This is a genomic window from Fibrobacter sp. UWR4 (assembly GCF_003149045.1).
Classification (GTDB): Bacteria; Fibrobacterota; Fibrobacteria; order Fibrobacterales; family Fibrobacteraceae; genus Fibrobacter.
Genome location: NZ_QGDU01000092.1, coordinates 1 through 1,182, shown reverse-complemented (window position 1 = coordinate 1,182; position 1,182 = coordinate 1). Strand labels below are relative to the sequence as shown.

Genomic DNA, 1,182 nt, shown 5'->3' with positions numbered 1-1,182 from the left:
GTGGAAGTCGTCTTCCACGCGGATGATATCGTCTTCGCCAGTGTATTCGCCCACCTGGATTTCAACGATGACCAGCGGGAGGCGACCCTCGTTCTGCAGGCGGTGAACCTCACCAACAGGGATGTAGGTGGATTCATTGGGACGGACGTAGAACACCTTGTCGCCTACGGTAACAGTTGCGGTACCGCTGACAACAACCCAGTGTTCAGAACGATGCAAGTGCTTCTGGAGGGAAAGACGCTTACCCGGCTTCACCACGATACGCTTCATCTTGTAGCGGTCGGTGGATTCCAGCACGGAGTAGGTACCCCAGGGGCGGTTCACTGTCTGCGGAACGCTAATGAGGTCGGAGCCACGAACCTTCAATTCTTCCACCACCTGCTTCACCTTCTGGCTGCTGCTGAGAGGAGCAACGAGAAGAGCATCCGGGGTGTCCACGATAAGCATCTTGTCCAGATCGATGGTAGCGATGGCACGCTGGGAACCCATGACCAGGGAGTTCTTGGAACCCACTGCAATGTGGCGGGGGTTCACGTTGTTGCCGTTTTCGTCGTGAGGATATTCACCATACAAGCTATCGAAGGAGCCAAGATCGCTCCAGCCGATATCGCTGGGAACAACCTTCACGATGTTGGACTTTTCCATCACTGCATAGTCAATGGAGTTGGAAGGAATAGCCTTCATGTCTTCCATGGAAATACGGATGGGTTCGCCAGTTTCAATAGCGGTATTTGCAAGAGCCCTCTTTGCTGCATCCAGAATGTCCGGAGAATGCTTCTGAAGTTCAGAAAGGAAAGTCTTTGCAGTAAAGCAGAAGATACCGGAATTCCAGTAAAAATTACCAGCCAGCAGATACTTTTCTGCAGTGGCGCGATCCGGTTTTTCCACAAAGCGCTTGACGTTTTCGCCTTTGGCTTCGATGTAGCCGTAGCCAGTTTCCGGGCTAGTGGGAGTGATCCCAAAAGTCACCAGGTTGCCTTCCTTGGCCAGTTCCTGAGCGCGGAGAAGGACCTTCTTATATTCGTCCTTCTTGCGGATCACATGGTCAGACGGAGAAACCAGGACGATTTCTTCCGGATCCAGGGTCAAGCATGCGAGAGCGATTGCGGGAGCAGTATTGCGGCCCACCGGTTCCAGGAGGAACTTGCTGCCCTTCTTGCCTTCGGCTTCCAGCTGGTCCTT

General features: G+C 53.4%; 1 protein-coding gene. It reads right to left on the bottom strand.

Features of this window, described 5'->3' with window-relative positions:
* On the bottom strand, window positions 1–1,182 hold a 1,182-nt coding region (locus BGX12_RS15230; protein ID WP_109736861.1), incomplete at both ends, for a mannose-1-phosphate guanylyltransferase/mannose-6-phosphate isomerase.